Here is a 22,301-nt window from a genome sequence, read left to right on the forward strand (position 1 = left end):
CGTGCTGGTTTTGCTTCATGGTCCCACTTCTCCCTGACCTTCAGCCATTGACGTGATCCGGCTATTCGGTAAAGTTTTTCCAGTTAGGTGCAAAGTTTTTCCGATTTCTGCGAACTGAAGTCAAAATGCTTTGGCTTGTTGGTCAATGGAAACGCATTGCCCCTTCACCTTATTCAGATCCCGACGCGTTATTTCTCGCCCTTCGCGATTCGCATCCAAAAGAATCTTTTTCGCGCAACTGGACTCAGCAGTTACAGACTGAATTTCGGGAACGGTTGCGGCTCCCCAATCGGTGGCGATTTGGTTTTTGAGTAAAACCAAAATCAGCAGGGCCATGCCAGCCAACCCGATGATGGTGATTTTTTTCATTTGGTGACCTTTCTGCCGTCGGACAGCTGACGATCGCTGTGGTTGTTCTCTGTTGACGCTTTGGTGTATCGCTCGGCCAAAGCTTGAAAACATGATCACCTGCCTGGGCGATCTTGAAGGATCGCTTCTGGCCCAGTTAGGGGTACCGATCTCATCCGATCTTGAGCTTGGAGTGGACGTCACAAATGAAAAAGGGCGACCGCTGGCCGCCCTCAATCAAATGAACGTGAATCTAGCCCCGCAGACGCCAAGCTAGAGTGTGACCATTAGACGAACGTGCCGATCTCGTAGCCGTCACGGCCTTCATCGAAATCGGACCGATCCAGGTCGGGGTATTCGGACATAGCAAAATCATATGCTGCGTCCAGATCATCCGCAGCGACTGTCCAGAGGGTGGCGGAATCCCAACCATTGGCCAACAAGCTGACGTGGAACAGTTTTGCGCCCTTGCCGATTGTGGCCGCGGACAGGTTTAGCAATAAAGACATCAGAAGCACCTCAGATGAAGAGCGACCGCCTAAAAGGAGGTCGCTTGAATAGGGCGTTTAGAGCGCAACCAGCTGGTAACCGGTTGTATCCGCTCCCCTTTTCTTCTTCAACTGAGCGACGATTTCCTCAGCCGTAGGATTTGTCATCCACATAATGAGTTGATAGTCATCTCCCCTGGTAGGGTGTACCCAAGTCGTAACGCGATGAGTGCACCCCTTAGCCTTGTACTTCGCATCATCCTTCTTCAGTTTTGCCTGATATTTCTTCTCAAAACCGTCGAACTCTTCATTCAGTTTTTTCATGAAGCAATGCTCGCACTCACCGTCGCGATTCGTGCGGCAGGATGACGGGTCAAACGCCGGCTTCTGACAGGTTTTACAAGGCATTACCTGGACGGTCTCCAGAAGGGACTTGCAGTCATCCTCTGTAGCGTCCTTGATCGCTATATCCTTGTTCTGGACGATGGTGTCACCACCACCGTTCGGCAAACGCACCGTTATCTGCAAAGGACTACCGTACATGAAGCAGCACGGACTGACTTCGGCAGTCAGCTCTACGTCGCCACGCATTGCGGTGAATTTATGGGCTGGAGTAAGCATGGTGTAGCTCCTGTGTAAATTCGCGGAGCTACCCCCAAGCGGGATAGCACCCGCGTGGGTTAAGTGAATTGCTTTGGGTTGGGGTCAGTACGGTTTAGAGAACAATCAACTTGTAGTCGTTTGTAACCGTGCTTTTCTTCTTCTTCAACTGAGCGACGATGTCCGCATCAGACGGATTCACCATCCAAATGATCATCTGGTAATCATCGCCGCTAGCAGGGTGTACCCAGGCCATTACGCGATGAGTGAAACCCTTTGCTTTGTGCTTAGCATCATCCTTGACCAGCTTTTCCTGAAAATCCTTTTCCGACTTGTTGAACTTGGCCATGGCCTTGTCGAGAAAGCACGTTTCGCATTCACCATCACGAGTGGTACCGCATGTAGCCGGATCAAACGCAGGTTTTTGGCAATTTTTGCACGGCACAACTCCGACCGTTTCCAGAAGAGCATGGCAATCCTCTTCTGTAGCATCTTTGATCGGAATCTCTTTTTTCAGGACGTACGTTCTACCGCGATCAGGCAAGTAAACCGTGATTTGTAAACCACTGCCGTACATAAAACAGCATGGGCTGACTTCGGCAGTCAGTTCCACGTCGCCACGCATTGCGGTGAATTTTTGGTCTGGAGTAAGCATGGTGTAGCTCCTGTGTGAAACCTGCGGAGCTACCCCAAGCGGAATGGCATCCCGCAAGGGTTAGTGAGGTGCTGCTGGAGCAGCTTTGGTGGCAGAATTACTGCCATTCAAACAGGCCGGAACATCCGATCTGAAAGAAACTTTTGAGTGGTGCCATAGGGCGATGGCCGGAGTATATCCTGGTGATGGAAACTGGCAACCCCAGCCCGATCCAGCCAGAATCATGTTCAGACATTGAACCGCCACAAGTGTTGTTTCGGTCTTGGCAAATCGCCCACCTGCAAAGGAGTCTGAACATGAGCAATCCCCCCCTTACCGTCACTCTCGACCCGATGCTCCTCGACAGCCTGGAAGCCTTTGTACGAACCCAAGCGGCGTACATGGGATTGCCTCAATCAGCCTTACATGAACATGAGGGCCGTAAGCTCGCAGGCCAGGGAGCCCAGGCTGCTGTGGCGGTAACCCAAGCTTTGCTCAAAACGTTGCCCGCAGCGGGATTGGGCTCACTGGGTGAAGCGCTGGCCGAGTTGAGTGCGGCTCGTTCTTAATGTCTGCCGCCATCTAGGAAAATGCCATGTCACCTCAAACGGATTTGATCGATGACCAGCCTGCTGCCCTTGACCCGAGGCAGACTACGCGAATTGAGGCTGTCCATCGGGGCTTCCTCTATCAGCACCTATACGCCGTTGGCTGCCTTCTGCTTGCAGAAAAGTACGAGGTCACCTCTGTTTCTGTGGAGCGCGACGAAGATATCGAGCTTCAGCATGCGGGGCGGACGTACATCCAGGTTAAGACGCGGATCAAACCGATCATACCAAGTGACATTGTTGGAGCACTTGAGCGCTTCGATACGTTGCGCACAGACCATGAATGCGGCCTTAGGCGTGGTAAAGCCCAGTTTTTCGTTGTGATGAACCAACCCCCTGGCCCCGTGCTGCTTCAAGCTATCAACTCCGGCCAAATGTCTGAGGATGTGAATTTCATTTGGCCTGGCTTTGATGCTCACGTAATGCCGGCATTACCTCCAGCATGGAGCGGCATTGATCAAGCAGCTGAGTGGTGCGCCCAACTCGCAGCAAAATTACCCTACTCCTTAATCTCGCCCGAATCACTTGTGTGGAAGCTGGCAGGTTGCGTGCAACTGGCGTCCAGCGGCTCAACACCCTATTTGAACCATACCTTCAAAAGCGATGATCTGAAGGCTTTGTTCGAGCAGCTGATAGTTAAAATGCAGGCGTTTCCTGCCCCACCAGCAGTGTATCGCCCGCAACGAAATGAGCCGTCATTAGACCAACCTGAAAGGGTCAGAATCATCTGTGCCTTTTCGGGCTCCGGGAAAACATCTTGGGCTTCAGAGTCGGCCATGCACTCCACAAGCACTTGTGCCTACTACGATGTAGGGGATCTGCCCGGACCTGCAATTGCCTCTTCACTCGTCCGAGAGCTTGCGCCACTTGTGCTAGATGCTGAGAGTCCTGAAATCAGAAAGGTGCTTGCCTTAGGCAGTACAGGAAACGAATCCCTACAGGTGCTAGATGAGTACATTGGTCGTCACAACATACCGGCTTTGGTGGTGTTGGATAACGCTCACCGTGTGCCTTCGGAAAGTCTTCGCACTTTGATAGAAAGTACCAGGAATTTGAAACTAGTCCTGCTCTCCCATCCCGGCCCAACCATGCATGAGATAGCCGCTTTACTTGGGTTAACTCAAGAAACCCTCTTGGGGTGGGATGTTGATTCGATCGCTGCAGAGGCTCAGCACCTTGGCGTTCAGGGTAGCGCCGGCACGTTCAAAAACCTCAACGCGCTGACGGCTGGTTTACCCCTCTATGTACAAAGCGCCCTCAGGCTCTCCAAGACGCATTACAGAGGTGACCTTGCGAAGCTTTGCTTAGAGGTGTCAGAACAAAGCAACGTCGCCGAGACAGCTCAAGAGATCATCCTCTCGAAGGTATTCAACTCACTTTCAGATCCTTCACGCAACGCGCTATCTGTTTGGAGTCTGGTAGACGTGGGGATGACCAAAGGTGAGGTCTGCAATCTGCTGCAAGCAAGCGTCGGCATGACCAACCAGCAATCGTTGGTACTGCTTAGATTGTTGCGTGCTCAGGGGATCGTCCAAGCTATTGATGCCGATCAGCTGAAGATACATGACTCACTGAGACTCTTAGGCCGTAGACATTTGCATACGCTTGCCCGAGCAGTCACACAGGATGCTTTGCAACATCTCAGGACCATGTTGTTTAGGTACCTGGCTGTTCGACGCAATCCATCGCGTTTAGCTACCCTAATTTCAGTCTTGCTTCAGTTGGAGGATGTGGAAGCCATCATAGGCTTTGCTGGAGAAGAGTTATTTCACGAGATGGGGCCCAGCATGGAGTTTATGTCGTACCTGGACCAAATCGCGATCTCACCTCAGGTAGAACCTACCCAGCGATTTTGGGCACTAGATGGCTTGATTTTCTCCGATGTAAAAAACGGACGACACGATAAGCTGACTGAGCGCTTCGATCAGATGCGCCGACTAATCGAAGATTACGCTCTAGATAGTGAAATCCAAGCGACTTACTACATGAAGCTGATGCTGCATCATGCTCAGTTTGGTCGTGCTGACTTGGCCCATGAAGCCCTTTCCCAGGTGAGAGATCTGCTCCCTGACAAGCCAATTCAACGGCGAGTCCTTCAGTACAACGCCGCAACCTCATTTTGTCAGCTGGGCAACCTCGAGGACTCGCTTCAAATGCTGGAGCCAGTCATTGAGGAATATTTCGCAGTGTTGGGCTTCAACCTCCCGGATATTGCCGCCCTCCCTCCAGAGCAGATCTGGGAGCGAACCTCCGGGCACCGCCATGCTGGCGACAACATCAAACGCCTCGCTGATGCGTTAGAGCTGCGCGCAAAGCTCTGTACCGATCTGGAACCGGATCAATTGATTTACAGGTTTAGCGCCTTGAATTTGTATGAAATGGTTGGCGCTATCGACTCACAGATTCGAGTGGGCCAAGACTTAGCTGACGACATGTCGGCACGAGGCCGTTTCGATGAAGCAAAGCAAGTGATCGAGAGACTACTCCTACCCTTACTGGCTGAGCACGGCATGGTAGATCAAGCTATCGGCGTCAGGAGCCAATACGCCGTGTTCTTGGCATATTGCGAAGAGTTTGATGCCGCTGATGCGGAGATGGCCAGGCTAATGCCCTATTCGGCCGGATTCACCAGAAGACAACGCGAGGAAATTCAGGAGCAACTGAAGATCATCCATAACTGCAAGGTGCGATACGTATGTCGACTTGAGGGAGTACTTCCGACCATTGTGGAGGATGGATCGGCGGATTGTCCTTGCGGCTCCGGAAAAACCTTTTCGGAGTGTCATGGCGCCCTCTCTTGACCGCATTTGTTTACGATCCAGGAGAGCGGCACATTTCCTCTGCCACGGAAGAGTGTCGGAGCAGGAGTGGGTGAATAACCCGGCGTACCGGGTCTGTGTGACTTCTATAGTCCTTCGCCAAGGTAAAGACGGTGAGTCGATTCTATCTGTTCGATCAGATTGTCATCCGTCATACCGGCGACATCGGCGAATTCGCGCCAGCGACGGACTGCCTCAACAACCTCCTTAACCACCTTTCGGCCATCCAGGTTTGTAATCAGCTTCGCGACGGCGAGTAGATCCTTAAGCTCAAAGTTGTCTCGCTTCCCGTTCAGAGACATTTGATGTTGCGATACCCAAGGAGAGTCGGGCCTGTAGGACCAGCACATGTCATATGCCGGAGTGAGCCTCCACACACCATCTCTCCAAAGCTGAAACCCAATGTTTTTTGTGTGATCGTCCTGGTTGCGTGCCACGATGTTAAAAACTGCACGCCGGAACAGCTCTACTTGATCTTCTCGGGGTAGACCCAAATCTCTGCAGACCTGTAAAGCTTGCTCGTAGCTGTATGCACCAGGCAGCGTGTAATCAGCACTGTCCATCGCACATAGCGTCTGAATATGAACCTTGTCTCCGTCATCTAGACGATCAAACCGTTTCGTCATGAAATGGGCGCGAGGGCCTTCTATGTGGAGACGACACTCAGTCATCTTTACGCCGGCTGCCAGCGTCATCAGGTGGTAGGCGTATTCAACACGTCCGAATCCTGCAGGATCCCCTAACGTGCTTGCCCCGTTGGAGACGTCGAATTTGAACAGCCAGTAGGTGTACCCCTCGGGCGCTTCAATTTGCCCAGAGCATATGGCTCCAGTTTCTTCATTGATCGCTATGATTGCTTTCGGACGCTGCCCACCAGCGGAAGAACCTACCTGAAACAAATGCTTGAGGGCTTGATCCTCTTCTTCAGATTTAATTTCCAAATGAAGATCATCGAACTGCGTTTGGCGCTCTTCAAGGATCCGCCCGGCGAGGTCGACAAGCGACTCCAATTGCAGCTGTTCGACCTTGTCGATTGCCCGGTCCAGCGCCGGCCGAAACTCCAGTGCCCCCATTCCCCGTTGCCCCACATACAACAGACGTTCTACAGGTGAAAATGAACGAGGATCGCGGCCCTTTTGTGCTAGCCACGCGTCAATGACAGCGTTACCGAAAGCATCGGGAAGAGAATCGGACAGACATGGGGGAAGTCCCTTGAATGCTACAGGGTTGAGGCCTGGGTAAGCATAGACTTCATCAGGCTCAGCCCGCATCGTCAGCGGGGCAATCTCCAACCCGATTTCACAAAACTCGGGATCGAACTCGAATGTGCCTGTGGCAGGGATTTGGTTTTCGTCCCAGAGCACTACGCCAACGCGGGTTTCCCACATCCAAACTTCAGCAACCTTAGCCACGGCTTCTCCTTGGTATCAGTAAGTTAGGGGTCTGTCCTTCCAACTTACCTGTCGTTACGCCACCGTTGACTTTGGTCGCGATGGTTCTTGATTTGACTTGCGACGCGCCGACCGCTCGAACTCTCGTTGTTTTCCCGGTTTTGGCAACCGCCAGCGGGCTTACTCGTGGGGCCGCTAGTAGGTTCATCAGAAGCTCCAAGCAGTTCAGCTCTCGAAGGACGGCGATGAGGACCTGGATAGTCCCCTTCCCTTTCTCAAGCTTCTGTATGGTGGGGGTACTTACACCAACAGCCTCGGCCAAATCGTCCTGCTTGATATCCTTACGCAGGCGACGCTCTCGAATAGCATTACCCAGCTGATCGGCAATCGCTTCGTCGCTTAATCGTTGAATTCGCATAAGGTAAACCTTTCTTTGCTTTACCCTCTCCCAACTGCTGGAAGAGAAAGAATTGTTTTCTTAACGGAAACCATATCAGCAAAATCTCAATACGCACGCTAAGCAAACATTTTTTTGTATGACCCCGGTGAATCTGGAGACTAGACAAAAATTTCTTTTCCTTAGGTATCCTCTCACAAATTTAAGAGACGAGAGGTCCTTTCAGATGTAATGCCCCCCCTTAACTCAAAAAGTGGAGGCCGGCCCACCACCACTACTGAAATCCGTTTCGGCGCCGATCAAAGCTGCCGCGAACATGTCGCGGTCTACCAGCAGTGCAACCCCCTCTTTTGATTTTGGGTCGAATCTGCAGATTCTCCAGAACCCATGATCCTCACCAAAATCGATAAATACTGGCTTCGTCGAATGCCATCTTTGAAACAGCTTGCTCCTACCGGACCATCTGAACCGCGCCATGGCATTCTCATTCACCCCGCTTCGAGAGTTCGAAAAATTCACACAGTCGAATTCATTTTTCGAGCCGTCGATAACCCACACCATCCGCTGATAAAACCGCTCGCGAGCGGCGACCTCCGCGGGCTCAATAGTCGATCGCTGAAACTCAACTACTACTCCGTGACCAGTACGAACGTCGGCTATGTGCTTCTCGCCCGAAAGCTCATCTCTTAGGATCACTTCTTGCCAGCTTTCGTGAAAACGATCCTTCCAACGCCGGTGCCATTCCGTTTCGGCTTCCCACCAGTGATCACAGTTTGTAAGAGACCGGTGAGACCAGTGCCAGACCACGTGTGCTCCACATTTTGAGATTACTTCCCCCCCACACGAACGGCAGACGCCGCGAACCTTAGGCTGCGCCTCGGCCCTAACGCCATGAACGTTTGCGTATCGCATCAGCTCAATCCTTCGTAAATGCGGAGCCGAAATGCCAGCCCCTCTACTTAACCCTAAATATCAGCTTTCCACGGCGTAGTCCCGCGCCAGTTTCGTAGCACAGTCCAAGGTTGGAATGGGCAGTGGCAAATCCCTGTTCGGCATCCTTGCGGTACCAGGTAACAGCGATGGGAAACGCCGTATCGCGATGGGTTACTTGTCCTTCAAAAAGTCAAAGATCGAAACGGTGGTTATTTCCTGACTTTCGTCGAAAACATGTATGGGACTACCCACATCGCTGGTTAAGTCGGTTGCGGCTGTGATCTGAACGCACGACTCATTCATCTGAACTGCACCTCGCTTCAGCAAGCGATCAAAGAATGACTGTGTGAGGTCAGTGATAAAAAGCTCGTAATCGAACGATGCACCAACGTCGTGGATCGCTTTGATAGTCCGCTTCCCCAACCGCGAACGTTTCATGCAGTCAGGCATGAAGATATTCGGTATTTGAATTTCCCTGAGGTCGTGGAGGAACACTATTCTCAACACCAAAATTGACTGGGGCCTGCGCCCCTCCTCGACATCCTTCTCCCGCGCATTGAGCTCCAGCTTCATGCGATGCCGATCATCTGCATAAGACGGCGTGTATCGGAATGTGTGATTGACGCTCAGCTCGTCATCCAGAAGCTCCTGGATGGATTCCTGCACGCGCCGCTCAACTTCTCTTCTCTTCAAGGTTAGATCCTTCAATCATGAGGGTATTTTTGAGAACGGCCCGAAGCGCTCCAAGCAGCTTTCATGACCGTATACGCCACCGAGGTAAGCGCCGGTATACAACTCACCGTTATCGCGCTTATACACGCGCCTGGACTGCGCGATAAAAGTCTCTTTCATTGCGCCACCGCACTCCTCGCAGTCGCCGAGTTGATCGCCAGGACGCCGAGCAGGCCTTAAGGTCATGATGATGGTGCCGGTGAATGTGCCCAAGGTCTACTCCGTGATCGATTCGATGGAAATGAACGTAGGGAAGAGAATCCGCGCCTGCAGCTGCTCAAATGACTCACCATCCCATCGCCCTTCGTCGGCGAGGAAGGCATTGCCATCAAAGTCGTAGAGCGAATCGAATTCAAGAGTACCGTCGAGCTTAAGCGGGGCGCCGTACACCTCCCCTCCCTCCATGACCGCGGCGTTCCCATCAGCGATTATCAGGGCCTTGCCGGGATTGGCTTGGAGCAACTGGCGATATTTCTCCAGCACTTCCTTGAAAGTCATTGTCTGGCGCATGTTTTCCCCGTAGTCGCCTAATTTCAGGACCGGCGAGCTGCCATGTCCACGGGGATTTTTTCATAGCGATTCAGAATGCAAGCACCATCAAGGGTCTGTCTCCGACCTTGCGTTTTCTTGACTGATGAGAAGATCGTTTTGAACGTCGCGATTCAATTGGCGACTCCCACTGCACTAGTGATTGCAGGCATCACTTCTCAATCTAGGAACTCGTCATGAAGCTGTATCTAGAGGGTCACAACGTTAAGCGTGGGTACGCGGTGAGCGTTCAATTCACCGAATGTCAAATCAGCGCTATGGCTCCCCAGACAGCATTGATTGAACCAGACGGGCCAGTTCGTTTCTACCGCGATCGTCGCTATGCAGACCGAGTGATTGAGCGCTTCAACCGCCGCTTCGCAACCAGGAAGTAAAATCCATGAGTGTTCAATTACCTATGTTGTTCGGCGAGGAAGTGGGTACTCGAGCTTTCTGGGAAGATGAAGTCGACCAGCTGATTGAGGCCGGTGCACTGTTTGTGGCGAACCACTCAGGCGGCAAGGATTCACAGGTTCAACTGATCCGCCTACTGGAGCGCGTTCCAGCGCCACAGCTGCTCGTAGTTCACGCTTCGCTTGGTGCAATGGAGTGGCCTGGAGCCATGGAGTTGGCGCGTGATCAAGCCGCCGGCGCTGAGCTGCCTTTTATCGTGGCCAAGGCTGCCAAGACGCTACTTGAAATGGTTGAGCGCCGGTTTGAGAGTCGCCCCGAAGTTCCAAGTTGGCCATCAGCCGCAACCCGCCAATGCACCAGTGACTTGAAGCGAGGCCCAATCCAGCGTGAAGTACGGCGCTACGCCAAAGCTAACGGATTCAAGACCATCGTGAACTGCCTAGGGCTGCGTGCTCAGGAGTCGCCTGGCCGGGCCAAACGCGCAGCGTTCAGCCGCATGGGTATAAGCAATTCCGTGCATACGTGGTTTGAATGGCTGCCGATACACGACATGAAAGCGACCGAGGTTTTTGATGCCATTGCGGAAGCTGGCCAGGAGCCGCACTACGCGTATGCCTTAGGAAATGACCGGCTGAGCTGCGTGTTTTGCATAATGGCTTCCAAGGCAGATTTACGAAATGGTCGCGTTGAGCGTCCTGACCTGTTTAAACAGTACGTGGACCTGGAACACCGCACGGGTTACACCATGCACATGAATCGCATACCGCTTGTTGAGCTAACCGCTTAACCCACCCCACTACCAAGCTCCCGCCCACCAAATGCCGGTTTCATACGCTGTTGCTGGCCGCGTATTTCGACATACCGTATCACTCGTTCGAAAGAGGGGTGGGTGGGCTTGGAAACCTAGCTTGTAGCCGTCTCAATCATGCCGGGAGTCGTCATCATTTCGATGCCACGGACTGAACAGATCGTCCCACTCGTCATCATGCTTCTGAAATTTGTAGCTAAACCCAGACTCACTTCTGCCCGTGAAAAGGTTGAAGAAGAGCACCATGGGTATCGAAGCACTGACTATTATGAGAAGAGCAAGGGCGAAGGCCCAGCCTGGGAAATGCTTCTGGGCGTATGCTGCAAATACTGCACTCCCCACTGCCAAGACTATGCTGCCCAGCCCCTTACCGACTTGCTTTACAGCGCCCCTAACCATGCCGGTTGCCTTTGAGTGGTTTTCTAAGGGCCATATCCACCTGAAATACCGGACGGCGCCAAACGGGCGTATGGCTCACCCTACGTCATCCGGACAAATCGGATGGTAGTTCCATCAACTTCAATTGGTACACCGGCCATGGCGCCTTCCCATTGGGCAGACTCCGGGCTTAGGCCACATGCGTCTAGAAAATCGTGGACCTCTTGCAATGTCGCTTTACGATTGCCTTCAAGCCCACCGCGGATAATGGTGAACTGGTCGGAAAGCGATGGTTGCGCCTTGTTTAAAAACACCTCAGTAGCGGTCTGTCCAACAATGTTGGCCGCATGCAAGCGGGCAATAGCATCGTTCTGAACGCGAAGCAGCGTGGTTCCCAGCAAATGCGCACCCGGCTCCTCGATAAGCTCCGCCTCGAGCAACGCAACAACAAAGCCTTGGGCCAGAAGGACTGCGTCACGCACGCCGCCTTCGGTTTTTTCTCCATGAATGTGATTAAGCTGGCTGAACCAGCTAGTCTGGACGCGATCACTCAGACGAGGCAATTCAATAGGCCACATGGCCTGCAATGCTTTGAGAGGCATTTGACGTTCCTTTTGGCGAGGGCGCGAGTGCCGCGCCCTAACTGTTCTTGGGCTTTAACGAACTTGGCGTGGTGCGCCTGGAGAAGGGTGGCGCTTACTCGGCAGGACGGACCTGGGCGTTACAAGTGAGGATGTTTCCCTTCGGTTGAAATCGGCAATCGCCCTTTCCTACCGAGACAGTAATTTCCTTGCCACCAACGCCAACTGCAAAGGGTGTGATCTGAACATCATCAACAGGATTGAGCATTCCGGGAAGACCCACAAAATAGCCAATACCTGCCAGAACTACGCCGATAACTGACTTCTGCCAATCTTCAATCGGGAGTGCAATAACCAGTAGCCCCGCGCAGGTGCAAGCCAGCACCGCCGCGATCGTCCAGTTCCACTGCACTCCGATACACAACCCCCACACTGACACGAGAATGAGGACAATAAACGCAGCGAACCATACAAAAAGCTGTTTAGCATCCGCAGGACGTTTTTTATCAGAAGCAACCGATGACGATGTCATTTAAATTCCTTGATTTGTGGTTATTCTCAGGTCCGTGAGGCTAAGAAATTGACCAGTTTTTGATTTGATATCAGAGATCTGCCGAGACGAATCTTGGCGCCCCTATGCCCCTTCCTGCTGCACATCCGTATTACTTCGTCGAAGCTGTCGACGTTTCACCCAAAAGCTCCCCCAGACACCAATGCCGGCGAAGAAGATGGCCACAACGGTCAACCCTGCTACAGCTGGGGTTCCTCCAACCATGTGCCAATCATCTGAGTTGTACATCAGGGGCCATTCACCAGGAGGTAGCTCAAAGGTCACTGGCAGCTCTGGCCTTGGTGTAACGGTCCAGGTGCCACCTAAATTTCCCTCAACTCGACCCACAACACGACAGTGGCCCTCCTGCACAGGAATTTGGAGGTACTGGCAAATCTCTGTTTGTTTCACAAACACAGTCGCGCTATCGATAACCTGCATCGAAAAACCAATCTTTGTGGCGACCCAAAAAACAAGCACCTGCCAAGTGATGGAGATTATGAAATTGAACATTTGAATTTCCTGATTTTACGCAACGGCGGAAATTTGAACGCTTAGCGCTGTACGGTGAATGCCTTTGCGGTGCCGCCTAAAGCAACATTCCCGTCACAGTGCCGCCCCGGATCCGGAAGCTGCTTGATAACCACCTCTGCTATTCCATCGGCACCGCTGCTGAAAGCCTTAACCTTCAGTCCTGTGAGGACGTAATTTTCATCGGCGCCGGTGAGCACACTATCGCTGCCGCATGTGGCGCTCATTACCGCTCTCACGGCAAGGGAGTTCGGTGGTACAACCTGGTAAACCTTGACCGTTTCAACAGCGTGCTTCTGTTTTTCAAGTGCCGCGACGTACGCCGGCGAGTCCAGAGGGTTAGTCGATGGTTCAGAGCTGCAGCCCGCGGCAAAGCCGCAGATCATGAGAGACAAAACTTTTACTGTGTTGCGCATTGGGAGCTCATCGATAACGGATAGAAAGTGGAGGAACAAAGTTCGCGAGCCATCAAAGCGGCCTTGTCGTACTTGCGTAGCCGGGGAACTTTGAATGTCGGGAATTGGACCAATGGATCAATTCGGTGAGTGCAGTCGCCGATACTGGTCATACGTCGCCCCGCCTAAGGCGGTAAATGTCATAAGCTGGGAGCCGGAGGCATCGTGATTAATCACGACCAGGCCTTTACGCTCCAGCCCCTTAGCGGCGCGTGACTCGCCTCGCTCAATGGGAAGTGAGGTACCCGCTTTGGGCTCAGGATAAATATGCTCGATGATCGAGTTAAATAAACCCTGCTCACCAGGCGATAGAGCAATGGCTTGCGGGCACACCGTGGCGTCATTCATTTTAGCGATCTGCCGAGGCGCGCGGGTTTGCTGGATTTTTAGTTAAAACGGTTGCTGGTATTTTCCTAACCAGAATCCCCGACCGCTGGCCACAATCAGAGGGTGCAACAGCGTTTGCAACGACGCGACCATCCTTCATGGTGATTTCGAGAGTTCGGCCCTCGGTATCTATGGCCGTCACTGAGTGACCAACAGTCAACGCAGCAACTGCACGGCTATGGCCATTCAGCAACTCCAAACCCGCGTCCTTGATCTGATTCAAAACATCCATTTTAACGCTCCTCAGAAATCAGTCTGGCCATTCACTGCATGCCTGGCCTGTTACCCGAACTGGAGATTCATTTTTGCATAACTCGACCAGATGCAAGAGAGTGGCGATCTTCAACACTCTTCCCGGCCGGCTCTAAATGCACGCTCGATCTGGGGGTTGAGCCAGAACCCCGGCCGGCCTCGAAAAAGCTCCGCGCCGGAGCGAATGTACTCAAGATTGATCTCCCCCGACATCCACGCACGGTTATTAAGCTCCGCAGCCAGCGACGTCATTCCCCGACCAGAAAACGGATCGACGACCAAATCTCCCTCCTCTGTCAGAAACTTGATCAGAAACTCCGGCACGCTGTACGGCTGACCTGCACCATGAGTTGGTAACCCAAGCTCGATTGCTGCTTTGCGGTACCGGGAGCCATGAGCACAACGGTGGCCCCTGGTGATGATGTTGTTTGGAATACGGCCAGGTGTCGGCGTACCAAAGCTGCCGACCTTGAGGCGGTAGGCGCCATCTCCGTAATTGGTTTCCCGGTTCTCACCGCCAGCCTGCATTAACTTCAAATGGCGCTCCGAGTGAGGTTCGAGAACGCGACGGTTATCGGATTTCACCTTCAATGGATTTCGCGCGAACCACAGCAACGGCTCCCAAGAGACCTGAAGCTGCTGGCGCGTACGACTGCACCATTGCATGGGGCCAGGCATCTTTGATGGGTTTTCCCATAACGATCCATCAGCCACATTGGATTGAAGCGATCGCAGATCTCCAGTGTCAATCGCTCAACGTAGGTCGAGCGCGCAGGAGAGTTTGCATGAAATACGTCGTTGCTCACGTTCAGAACTAGGGACGCGTCCTCTGCCATCGCTTCGATGACAGGCTCCAGCGTGTCGCAAATGAAGTCAACAATTTCCCTTTCGTCAGGGTTTCCATAGGCCCGCGGCCGACGCAAAGCATACGGAGGAGACGAATACACGAGCGTTACCGGCACGTGTAATTTCTTGAAAATATCGCCTGATGGCCCCCATACCGCTATGCCCAAATCGGTACGAAATCCCAGAAGCTTTACCCCTGATTTTGCAGCATGGAGGTCGCGCTTCGCCGCCTGAGTCAGCCGCCATACACCACGTTCACCCTTGACCCTTTCCAGAATCCCTTGTTGCTTAAGATCCTGTTGCCTGAACCGAATTGCCCGTCGGGCAACGCTATGTTTTTCACCACTCTTGCCAACTGGCACGCGCTCATCAATCACAGAAAGAGGCACACCGGTTTTCTGCGAAACACGCTTGTAAAGCTCGGCATTACTGATAGCGGCATCCGGGGTTGTCTGGTAAATGCTGAAGATCTGGTCAAGACCGAACAGATCGCCCTGGCCAGGTGACAACTGACGTTTTGCTCGAGTTGGTTTCATCGAAAAAATCTCTCAACGTCTCACTCAGAATCGGTACGTAGGCTGCTGGGCTTGCTTGGTATTCACCTGCAGCCGGCGTTCGACATTCGCCGGGACCGCCTCGACCTCGCGGGCTACAACGATCGGGGAAATCGACCTGATCTCATAAACCTTTACGGCGCCGGCGCCGGCGCCAACAACGAGCACCAAATCCTGCTCGCCGCGGAGATCATTTGAGTGTTTGGTTTCCAGATGATAAATGCCAGGTTCCAGCTCAATACGCGAAATGTCTTGTGGCCTGCTCGCCGTCTCATTTTCGATCTTTGTATTTTCATTCTGCGCGAATTCAGCACTCGCTCTATGGGTGTGCTCGTACAACTCGGATACCTCGACGCGGGCACCGACGGCGACTGACTGATTTTTCGATGCAGGTTCAGCCGACGCCCATCCACTGCCCAGAGTGAAAACAAGGAACGCTGAAACCGCAAGAGTATGGATTTGGGTGAACATATTTCGATCCTGGCTGGAGTTGGCCGCAACCGACCGGTTACGACTCAGGCTACCTGCGTTTAAAGAAGTGCAAGTGGGCTATTGGCCACTCATTCCGGGATCATTTGCCCTGAAGGCGAGAGCTGATTATGGGGTAATAAACAGACTGCAGCAGAAGATGCGATGGAGCGCATCTAGCAGCGCATTACGGCAGTTCATCGCACACGTACGGCTCAACCAATGAGGCTCCGACGTCAGTAGCTCCGAACGCATATCTGATCCCTTGCAGGGGGCAGTCTTGGGTATGGGTTGAGGCTAGGGATGAGATTATTTGTCCGCTTATCAGCCGAAACTCAACCAGGACTAGCTGTTGAAGCTAGCACTCGACCGACAACGATTTGCTCCAGGAATCACCAATGCAGTTACTGTCAGAAAAGCTAGAGAAACGCTACAAAAACTGGCTCATGGCCTTTCGTGTTACTCAGACGCTTCACATCACCAACACAGGTTTGTTTCTCTTGAACCTGTTTACTGAATGGAAATCAGCCTACCGATTCGTCTACGGCGATACCATTTGGCCGGCAGTAGGTATCGCACTGGTGCTCACACTGCTTTTGTCTAAAGCATTTCACGCTTCGCATTTTTACTATGCGCTTCTGGCCGAGAGCGACAGCCAGCCACAGTAAATGACACTGCACCTACAAGCCCGCGTCCGTAGGGAGAACCACGAATGCAACTGCGTTTTTTTGAAGAGGTAGAGTTTCAAACCGATCTCACTTCCTATGGCGTCGGTCGGGTCATTGCCGTTTATCCAACCACTGATGAAGTTAAGGTTCTCGACGAAGACGGCGTTGAATGGACCGGGCCGACCGATCTGGTTTCACCCATCAATGAATAGATGCCTTCCGCGGAGGGGATGCAACCGCACCACCGTTTCAGTGCCTTCAGCGTCGTCTGAATGGGGTCCATAAGGGAACAGATTGGATATCGATCACTGAAAAGGGGGGGCCGCGAAGACACACACGCGCACCACCGACGGCACGCCATCTATACTATTTCCACTCTCACGTGGGACTTACAAACGAATGGCCATAGAGCCTTTTTTGACTGTAGGGAAAGCTCGAGACGGCGAGCTCGTCAGCATCGACACTCAGAACAGTGGTTTATGCGACCTCGTTTGCCCTTTCTGTTCGAGGGCACTGGTCGCCGTGCGCGGCCAAGTGAGGATCCACCATTTCCGGCATGACGGCAGTACCTGCAGAGAATCCAAGCGTCCCCTATCTTTGATACCCGGATGGGATCATTTCAACCTTTCGCTTCCGGCTAGCGTCGTTGACGAATTGTTTTACCAAACCAGCAAGTCGTATTTCCCCTCCTACTTAGATCGAAAACCTTCACTCATGCTTGGGCGAATGGAGCGATATGGACTGATCGAGCATGGGTATAGGGGACACTGGCAGCTGACTGATACTGCTCAAGTGGTAACAGGGATGTTGTCGCTGAGTAAGTTTGATCCGTGGCTACGCAAGCGCCTTCAGGAGCGACTTTGCGAGAAACGCGGGCTGGTAGCTGCGGGGCAACTCCATCCCGCGCATTATCAGGTGGAAGCATCCAGGCAGGAGCAAATCCTATCTGCCACCCTTTATCTATTCGAGCTGGTCTCCGCAGACGGAGCCACGTTTTATAAAATCGGCCGGACACTGAGAAACGTTGAGCAAAGATTGGCTGAGGTGAGTCGAGATATGAAGCTGATGCTCCACGTCCCCATCCAAGGAAAGATCCTCAAGGCGATTGAAGGCGCCGGCCACATTGAGAAATACACCCTCTGGAAATACCGCGCTTCGCTACTAGCAATAGGACGATACCAAGAGTACCTGCAGCTGATGCCCGGAGATCTTCGCGGACTCAAGAGCGAGCTAACGCGCTTCGAGAATAGCCGCGATGCCTTCAATGAGTCAGAGGTTGTCATCGCATCGGGTAAATGGACCAATGAGGGTCGTGTGCCAGGGCCCACTCGGGACCCTGGCTAATCAATCATGCACCGTGAAGAAGGGAATCTTATCCAACGAACTCGGAGGTCAAGCTGTCAGAACGCCTGGCATACACTACGATCGGGCACGATCTCACCGATATTCTGCTTCTGGGCACATACAGCAACATCCACTCCGTATGGAAGCTGTATATGTGCGACGTCACCAAAAGCTACCTCGATCCTCTTCGTAACCTGCTGGCTGACCTGCAATGCCTGTATGTCAGCAGGTACCTCCTGCTTAATTTCCTGACCGTTTACGACGTGCGTGTAGGTGCGGCCAACCTGGTAGTTCAGGTTGATTGCCACTGTTGCTGCAGTTGGACTCGAAGAAATGATTTCAGCTGAGCCGTCGACGACTCCAAAACCCAATGAGCAGGCAGTGCGCGATTGGTTACAAGCACGCACTTCCATGGCTGGAAAACTGAGAGGGGTTGCCCCTCTGGATGTCTCTCGGACATCCCAGCTACCCCCTGTACCGCGCGACTGCTGACCGAACAGGTCAGGCCCGTACGCGGACACAGTCACAACGGCTGACTCCTTCTCGATGGACTTTCCACCGGCACAACCAGCAACCACTACAAAAGCAAGCAAAGACGCGCATCGAACAACTGCATGCATAGAGAAAACCCCGTAAAAATTTACTGCGCTGCCCTGAATGTCCAGCGCTCTAAAACAAAATATCGGACTCAATCAGCAATTTCATTCCAACTGGGGTGCATTTCCAGCAAAAAAAACCCGGTCTATGACCGGGTCCAGTTCGTGAAAATTGTACCTTTCATCAGCATCCTGTCGACTATGGAACAGAAGCGTCATCGTTCGCTTGCTCGGGGGTCAGCAGCAACGCTCTTTCACTCTCGATATCCAGCAACGCACGTGCACCGGCTTCGCTCATGCCACTTTCCGGAAGGTGTCCCAAGTTTAAAAGCGCAGACAGCCTGGCATCAGCATTGAGGAACTCCAAATCACAACCGCACTCCGTCACTCGCTCCTCTGGTGGAGTAGCTAGCAAATTTTGCAACGTGGCCAAATGGACGCGGGTTTCTTGAATTATCGCGTGTTCTAGTCGAGTCATCCTAGCTTCCTTATGAGGATGGGGGGTTCGCATGATCACCAAAAAGATTGTTTTAGCGCTATCAGAAATGTCTGGCGAGCGCGTCGGACATTTCGCTTTAGCGTCCAGCCATGACAGTGCGTTCAGTTGGCCGAGCCTCGACATGCATATGTCCAAGCCATTTATAGCTGTCGTCCACACCACGCCGCCAGACTTTACGCTCGGGCCAACGCCAATAGGCTACTTCTCGAGGAGCACCCAGTTTAAGCCAACACACGCGGCTTCCCGGAGTCAAAAGCACATGTGATGCATCCTCAGGGGCAGTAGACCAATCCGCGACCGGCTTTGAAGGAAGCTGAACACTAATCGCAAATACCGCAACAGGCTCTTCTCCAAAATGCGCATGGGTAATGGTGGTCTCTCTATACCCTTGCCAGGGTAACGATAGGCGCCGCGCAAGATCCTCACGCTTGGGATACCCCTTAGTCAGCACAACGGCGTCATAGCTACGCCCTTCCAGGCGCTTACGCCAGTAAGGCGTAACGAGGCGGTACTCCTCCTGTTTCTCGCCTGCCATGATCGCGTCAAAATATTCGCCCTTTAGGGCCAGCGTAAGGGTGGACATCGGTTATTCCTGTCGATCAGATTGTGTCTAGGGAGAGTGTTTGCTGGGGACTTACTCCGGTCGGTCGGACCGTGTCAAAGCCCAAGGTCACAGCGTTTTTTTCCTCAATCCAAAATCGCTCACGTTCGGTGATAAACCTGACAGCGTCCGTGCAGTTCTCTGGAAAATCGATTACTTCAATCACGGAAAAATCAAAGTCAGTGATCGGGGTGGACTTGATAATTTCGTGAAATTTACTTTCTCCAGGGTACGTCACGTGCTGCCACCAACGCAGCGTAAACGGTTGCGTGGTCTGACCTACGTACACCCTCCCGGTTGAAATTTGCCGCACCTGGTAGATGACCGCCGGCACTTTCCCCTCCACGACAAGCTTGAGGTCACGAATATCACGCGCCTTTCCAGCGGTGGCGCATCTTGCTGAGCAGTAGTCAGCACCACTGTTGTCTGAGTAGGGATCGTTGTATTTGTCGATCGGTCGAAATTTAGCCCCGCACTCTTTGCACTGCGTTTCCCGGAACCGCCTGAGGATGTATTCATCACTAGGATCAATCTCCGATATCCGTAAAAGATAGTGATGCTCATCGAGGTCTTTTTTCAGGACCCGCACCGGGAACTGGCGGCCTTACTCCTCCTCAATAATTTCCTTTGCCTTTTTCCTGTCTGCGGCGGTGACAAGGCCGCTGAAGGCCGGTGGAAATGCCCATTCCGACTCACCGTCGTATTCGGACGTCTTACGTGCTTTGATCTGGTAGTAATAATCAGGCATGCGACGTTCCTCCGATGGCGCTTTGATGATGGGTACCAAGCTTTCGCAAGCAGTAGTAGCAAGTCACCTCTGCCTTGTTGAACGTCACCAACCGCATGTAGCCGCAAAGGGTCCCCCGCTCGCCACGGCTGTAGTGATTTCGCGAGATATCAACGGGCATACCCCGCTCTGCATCAGGACAGAAAAAATGAATCTTTCGCGGTCTCATGGTCGGTCACCCTCCTCACCGGCCGCGTGCACGTTTTAGGTCGACGAGTGTCCTTGTCGTACAGGGTGAAAAGCGCTTCATGGCGTAGCTCGATGAAGCGAACCAATTGAATGTTGTCCGAGCAAACTATTCGGTACCGCCTGCCGAACTTGTCGAGATCATCGTTTTCTTGATCGCAACTCATCGCCAGGCCGTATTGGTCGACTACGGCTGACGTCGGTACCGATGAAATTTCGAAAAAATATCGAACACCCTTCACACAGGTCCAGCTGACGCTGTGTCTGCTGTCTGCATATGCTGTCGGGAGTTGCCGAGGCGGCAGGGGCTTGGGGGTCACTATGATGTAGACGGCGCATGCTGACCCGAGGATAACGATCAGCCACTTGAGAAGGCTCAGCGCCTGTTTGAGTTTACTGGGTGTTGTTCTAGGGGGCATTGGAGAGCTCTCTTAGGCATCAATCTCTGGACGATGCCCAATTTTCTCACCCTACCCTAAAGCGCAACCCTTCAATCAACACCCAAGTAGGGGCAAACGGACAGGGAGAACCGATGCGAATACTGGCATCGATCACGCGCGTTTAACGATATCGTTGCAAGTCTCAGAAGTGGCGTGAGTTCGACCGCTTCTGTGCCAGCTCTCAGTCGTTCCGGAGCTCACGTAATAGCCAACACATTCAAAATCGTTCCGTGTCGATGCACGATCGACACCTACGCGCTCTCCGCCGCGGGTGAGATATTCCCCCGGACCATCAATGACCACTTCTAGTGAGATTAAGGGGACGAAATATGCGCTCATGATGGTGTAGCTCCGCTGACTTATGGTTTGGGAAATGGCGGACACCGAATCCCAACTCGATACAGGAAGTCTCTCAGATCACCGCAAAGCGCAAGCCCCACACCCACTATGAATGGGGGCAAAAAAGATCACCGAGGATTGGCACGACGAGCAAGTTCAATCGACCAACGTCCGGGTTCCACGGCATGCAGGAAAGTTAAGACAGCCCAAGAAAACATTGTTAGAAATGCCCTGATTGTTTGATCGAGAGAAACGAGGCGTCATTCCACCGCCACAGCGTGGGCATAGTTGTTTGGTCTTTTCCATTAGCATGGATTGATCCCCATCCAGCTCTTGATTTCCCCCTTGTACAGCAGTGACATCACCTAATACAGCAGCCGACGTACCGCTAATGGTTGGCGGGTTCTGCTCACCTGCAGGCACTTGCCCGAACCACTCAATAAGGCGGTTTCCGTCGATTAGGCGAACGCTTGTTCCCTTTGCGAATTTCCAAGCATCCTTGGTGAATACACCGGAGGTAACAACGTACCCCCCTGCCGCCCCTCGAGCGGACATAACGCCATAGAGTTCGCGCACGACCTGGACGCTCACCTTTTCTGCGCGCCATTGCTTGCATTGGACCAGGAACAACTCGCCTCCGCGGCGCAACTCAATATCGATACCACCATCAGCTCCCTTCGCCGTTTCGTTGACCGAATATCCCTGCCTGCGGAGAGCTTCACCTACCATCCGCTCGAATTGATCCCAAGTCAGATCGCGGATTAGAACGCCAGGTTGGGAGGACCGGGAGATGCTTCTAAATTTTCGCGCGCGGATCGTTCTTTGAATCCATCCCAAAATCCCGCCCAATAGAAAAATTGGCGGAATAACAAACTGTCCTATAAATGCGGCTAGCCGAAGAATGTAAAAGCCGACTGCTTCAGCGAGATGGCCTACTGGCACGACTCCCATGGTCGGCAATTCAGATCCGCCGTAGTAACGCAGCGTTGCGAATGAGCCGCCAGCGATCAATAAATTCGCCCAAAGAGGGATCTTCATCGCTATCTTCAGAAGATCATCGAGTGTCGAGGTCCTGCGCCGACGTGCCATATAGTGCTCCGCGATTGAAAATTCCATTTTGGGGGAACGCTGAGAGCCCG

At 52.8% G+C, this 22,301-nt stretch carries 31 protein-coding genes; 6 read left to right on the forward strand and 25 right to left on the reverse strand.

The window, feature by feature from the left end; genetic code table 11:
* Positions 1-120 precede the first annotated feature (120 nt).
* The 4 genes from AC07ZE_RS29940 to AC07ZE_RS29955 all read right to left on the reverse strand — a co-directional run bounded on the left by AC07ZE_RS29940 (position 121) and on the right by AC07ZE_RS29955 (position 2,091).
* Positions 121-369: a hypothetical protein gene (locus AC07ZE_RS29940; RefSeq protein ID WP_052959533.1), complete on the reverse strand. Its 249-nt coding sequence runs from the start codon at positions 367-369 to the stop codon at positions 121-123.
* A gap of 266 nt (positions 370-635) precedes the next feature.
* Positions 636-857, reverse strand: coding sequence for a hypothetical protein (locus tag AC07ZE_RS29945; protein WP_010466270.1), 222 nt, complete (start codon positions 855-857; stop codon positions 636-638).
* Between the two features lie 57 nt (positions 858-914).
* Entirely contained in the window at positions 915-1,457 is a 543-nt protein-coding gene (locus AC07ZE_RS29950; protein ID WP_137807263.1) for a hypothetical protein, read from the reverse strand.
* A 94-nt stretch (positions 1,458-1,551) separates the two neighbouring features.
* A complete protein-coding gene (locus tag AC07ZE_RS29955) occupies positions 1,552-2,091 on the reverse strand; it encodes a hypothetical protein (protein WP_057977969.1) in 540 nt (179 codons plus the stop codon).
* 296 nt (positions 2,092-2,387) lie between these two features.
* On the opposite strand from AC07ZE_RS29955, the gene AC07ZE_RS29960 reads away from it, so the two are divergent.
* Both AC07ZE_RS29960 and AC07ZE_RS29965 read left to right on the forward strand, forming a co-directional pair.
* On the forward strand, positions 2,388-2,639 hold the full coding sequence (locus AC07ZE_RS29960) for a hypothetical protein (protein ID WP_057977971.1): 252 nt from the start codon (positions 2,388-2,390) through the stop codon (positions 2,637-2,639).
* Between the two features lie 26 nt (positions 2,640-2,665).
* Positions 2,666-5,479: an SEC-C metal-binding domain-containing protein gene (locus tag AC07ZE_RS29965; RefSeq protein ID WP_057977973.1), complete on the forward strand. Its 2,814-nt coding sequence runs from the start codon at positions 2,666-2,668 to the stop codon at positions 5,477-5,479.
* Positions 5,480-5,583: 104 nt separating this feature from the next.
* On the opposite strand, the gene AC07ZE_RS29970 is transcribed toward AC07ZE_RS29965, so the two are convergent.
* From AC07ZE_RS29970 to AC07ZE_RS29995, 6 genes are all read right to left on the reverse strand, one after another.
* Positions 5,584-6,909 (reverse strand): type II toxin-antitoxin system HipA family toxin, encoded by a 1,326-nt coding sequence (locus AC07ZE_RS29970; RefSeq protein ID WP_082631589.1) that lies wholly within the window; start codon positions 6,907-6,909, stop codon positions 5,584-5,586.
* A complete protein-coding gene (locus AC07ZE_RS29975; RefSeq protein ID WP_010466280.1) occupies positions 6,902-7,306 on the reverse strand; it encodes a helix-turn-helix transcriptional regulator in 405 nt (134 codons plus the stop codon). The genes AC07ZE_RS29970 and AC07ZE_RS29975 overlap by 8 nt, the downstream gene beginning before the upstream one ends.
* Positions 7,307-7,531: 225 nt before the next feature.
* Positions 7,532-8,197, reverse strand: coding sequence for a competence protein CoiA (locus tag AC07ZE_RS29980; RefSeq protein WP_057977975.1), 666 nt, complete (start codon positions 8,195-8,197; stop codon positions 7,532-7,534).
* Positions 8,198-8,389: 192 nt separating this feature from the next.
* Positions 8,390-8,911, reverse strand: coding sequence for a hypothetical protein (locus AC07ZE_RS29985; protein ID WP_125919902.1), 522 nt, complete (start codon positions 8,909-8,911; stop codon positions 8,390-8,392).
* 15 nt (positions 8,912-8,926) lie between these two features.
* A complete protein-coding gene (locus AC07ZE_RS29990; protein WP_057977979.1) occupies positions 8,927-9,163 on the reverse strand; it encodes a hypothetical protein in 237 nt (78 codons plus the stop codon).
* A gap of 3 nt (positions 9,164-9,166) precedes the next feature.
* On the reverse strand, positions 9,167-9,460 hold the full coding sequence (locus AC07ZE_RS29995) for a hypothetical protein (protein ID WP_125919903.1): 294 nt from the start codon (positions 9,458-9,460) through the stop codon (positions 9,167-9,169).
* Positions 9,461-9,878: 418 nt separating this feature from the next.
* Between AC07ZE_RS29995 and AC07ZE_RS30000 the strand changes: the two genes are divergently transcribed.
* A complete protein-coding gene (locus tag AC07ZE_RS30000) occupies positions 9,879-10,679 on the forward strand; it encodes a phosphoadenosine phosphosulfate reductase domain-containing protein (protein WP_082631590.1) in 801 nt (266 codons plus the stop codon).
* Positions 10,680-11,179: 500 nt separating this feature from the next.
* Here the strand turns inward: AC07ZE_RS30000 and AC07ZE_RS30005 are convergent, their stop codons facing one another.
* The 9 genes from AC07ZE_RS30005 to AC07ZE_RS30045 all read right to left on the reverse strand — a co-directional run bounded on the left by AC07ZE_RS30005 (position 11,180) and on the right by AC07ZE_RS30045 (position 15,705).
* The gene (locus AC07ZE_RS30005) at positions 11,180-11,680 is read right to left on the reverse strand and encodes a hypothetical protein (protein ID WP_057977988.1); all 501 of its coding nucleotides are present in this window, start codon (positions 11,678-11,680) and stop codon (positions 11,180-11,182) included.
* Between the two features lie 94 nt (positions 11,681-11,774).
* On the reverse strand, positions 11,775-12,191 hold the full coding sequence (locus AC07ZE_RS30010; protein ID WP_010466289.1) for a hypothetical protein: 417 nt from the start codon (positions 12,189-12,191) through the stop codon (positions 11,775-11,777).
* 102 nt (positions 12,192-12,293) lie between these two features.
* Entirely contained in the window at positions 12,294-12,722 is a 429-nt protein-coding gene (locus AC07ZE_RS30015) for a hypothetical protein (RefSeq protein WP_010466291.1), read from the reverse strand.
* A gap of 41 nt (positions 12,723-12,763) precedes the next feature.
* On the reverse strand, positions 12,764-13,156 hold the full coding sequence (locus AC07ZE_RS30020; protein WP_010466293.1) for a hypothetical protein: 393 nt from the start codon (positions 13,154-13,156) through the stop codon (positions 12,764-12,766).
* Positions 13,157-13,273: 117 nt separating this feature from the next.
* Complete coding sequence (locus tag AC07ZE_RS30025; RefSeq protein WP_057977990.1) at positions 13,274-13,543, reverse strand: hypothetical protein; 270 nt, start codon at positions 13,541-13,543, stop codon at positions 13,274-13,276.
* Between the two features lies 1 nt (position 13,544).
* On the reverse strand, positions 13,545-13,814 hold the full coding sequence (locus AC07ZE_RS30030; RefSeq protein ID WP_057977992.1) for a hypothetical protein: 270 nt from the start codon (positions 13,812-13,814) through the stop codon (positions 13,545-13,547).
* 110 nt (positions 13,815-13,924) lie between these two features.
* Positions 13,925-14,512 (reverse strand): DNA methyltransferase, encoded by a 588-nt coding sequence (locus AC07ZE_RS30035; protein ID WP_305955749.1) that lies wholly within the window; start codon positions 14,510-14,512, stop codon positions 13,925-13,927.
* On the reverse strand, positions 14,422-15,216 hold the full coding sequence (locus AC07ZE_RS30040; RefSeq protein WP_206542460.1) for a winged helix-turn-helix domain-containing protein: 795 nt from the start codon (positions 15,214-15,216) through the stop codon (positions 14,422-14,424). Before AC07ZE_RS30040 ends, AC07ZE_RS30035 begins: the two co-directional genes overlap by 91 nt.
* Before the next feature lie 24 nt (positions 15,217-15,240).
* Positions 15,241-15,705 (reverse strand): hypothetical protein, encoded by a 465-nt coding sequence (locus AC07ZE_RS30045; RefSeq protein WP_057977994.1) that lies wholly within the window; start codon positions 15,703-15,705, stop codon positions 15,241-15,243.
* 395 nt (positions 15,706-16,100) lie between these two features.
* Here AC07ZE_RS30045 and AC07ZE_RS30050 point away from each other — a divergent pair, with 395 nt between their 5' ends.
* From AC07ZE_RS30050 to AC07ZE_RS30060, 3 genes are all read left to right on the forward strand, one after another.
* A complete protein-coding gene (locus tag AC07ZE_RS30050; RefSeq protein ID WP_057977995.1) occupies positions 16,101-16,370 on the forward strand; it encodes a hypothetical protein in 270 nt (89 codons plus the stop codon).
* A 44-nt stretch (positions 16,371-16,414) separates the two neighbouring features.
* Positions 16,415-16,582: a hypothetical protein gene (locus tag AC07ZE_RS30055; RefSeq protein ID WP_158004322.1), complete on the forward strand. Its 168-nt coding sequence runs from the start codon at positions 16,415-16,417 to the stop codon at positions 16,580-16,582.
* 592 nt (positions 16,583-17,174) lie between these two features.
* Positions 17,175-17,714, forward strand: coding sequence for a GIY-YIG nuclease family protein (locus tag AC07ZE_RS30060; RefSeq protein WP_125919904.1), 540 nt, complete (start codon positions 17,175-17,177; stop codon positions 17,712-17,714).
* 56 nt (positions 17,715-17,770) lie between these two features.
* Here the strand turns inward: AC07ZE_RS30060 and AC07ZE_RS30065 are convergent, their stop codons facing one another.
* The 6 genes from AC07ZE_RS30065 to AC07ZE_RS30090 all read right to left on the reverse strand — a co-directional run bounded on the left by AC07ZE_RS30065 (position 17,771) and on the right by AC07ZE_RS30090 (position 22,251).
* Positions 17,771-18,406 carry a hypothetical protein gene (locus AC07ZE_RS30065; RefSeq protein ID WP_238547548.1) on the reverse strand — a complete coding sequence of 212 codons (636 nt, stop codon included), beginning with the start codon at positions 18,404-18,406 and terminating at the stop codon, positions 17,771-17,773.
* A 103-nt stretch (positions 18,407-18,509) separates the two neighbouring features.
* Positions 18,510-18,788, reverse strand: coding sequence for a hypothetical protein (locus AC07ZE_RS30070; RefSeq protein ID WP_057977999.1), 279 nt, complete (start codon positions 18,786-18,788; stop codon positions 18,510-18,512).
* 97 nt (positions 18,789-18,885) lie between these two features.
* The gene (locus tag AC07ZE_RS30075; protein ID WP_057978001.1) at positions 18,886-19,392 is read right to left on the reverse strand and encodes a hypothetical protein; all 507 of its coding nucleotides are present in this window, start codon (positions 19,390-19,392) and stop codon (positions 18,886-18,888) included.
* Positions 19,393-19,408: 16 nt separating this feature from the next.
* Positions 19,409-19,999: a GIY-YIG nuclease family protein gene (locus AC07ZE_RS30080; protein ID WP_238347421.1), complete on the reverse strand. Its 591-nt coding sequence runs from the start codon at positions 19,997-19,999 to the stop codon at positions 19,409-19,411.
* A gap of 15 nt (positions 20,000-20,014) precedes the next feature.
* A complete protein-coding gene (locus AC07ZE_RS30085) occupies positions 20,015-20,158 on the reverse strand; it encodes a hypothetical protein (protein WP_238347420.1) in 144 nt (47 codons plus the stop codon).
* A 1,160-nt stretch (positions 20,159-21,318) separates the two neighbouring features.
* A complete protein-coding gene (locus AC07ZE_RS30090) occupies positions 21,319-22,251 on the reverse strand; it encodes a restriction endonuclease (protein WP_057978005.1) in 933 nt (310 codons plus the stop codon).
* Positions 22,252-22,301 lie beyond the last annotated feature (50 nt).

Source organism: Pseudomonas sp. GW101-3H06, from assembly GCF_059424605.1.